This window comes from Streptomyces sp. SID13726 (genome assembly GCF_010548375.1).
Taxonomy (GTDB): Bacteria; Actinomycetota; Actinomycetes; order Streptomycetales; family Streptomycetaceae; genus Streptomyces.
In genome coordinates this window covers 1-442 of the sequence record NZ_JAAGLY010000452.1, presented here as the reverse complement: position 1 = coordinate 442, position 442 = coordinate 1, and the positions used below count along the sequence as shown (strand labels likewise).

Annotated in this window: 1 protein-coding gene; it reads left to right on the top strand. The window is 61.1% G+C overall.

Going from position 1 to position 442, the window contains the following annotated elements:
* Positions 1–72: 72 nt before the first annotated feature.
* Positions 73–442, top strand: a 370-nt coding sequence (locus G3I78_RS48545; protein ID WP_343244037.1) for a reverse transcriptase domain-containing protein, incomplete at its 3' end; no start/stop codon positions are given.

Sequence of the window (442 nt, the reverse complement as noted above, 5' to 3'; positions counted from 1 at the left end):
AAGCCGATCTTCGCGGCGGATTTAATCCCGTGTTCCTACGGGTTCCGTCCCAAGCGCCGGGCTCATGACGCGGTGGCAGAGGTGCGTTTCTTCACGTCCAAGTCGTATGAGTGGATCGTTGAAGGAGACATCGAAGCCTGTTTCAACGAAATCTCGCATCCTGCCTTGATGGACAGGGTGCGGGCCCGAGTCGGTGACAAACGCGTCCTGGCACTGGTGAAGGGGGTCTTGGAGTCGCGGATCCTCGGTGAGGACCGTGTGCTTCGGGACACCACTGCCGGTACTCCGCAGGGTTCGATCCTCTCGCCGTTGATGAGCAATGTGGCCCTGTCGGTCCTGGACGAGTACATCGCCCAGGGGCCGGGATGTCCGGGATCCAAGCCCTGGGAACGAGCCAAGCGGCGCCGTGAAGGTCTTCCGAACTGCCGTATTTCCAGGTACG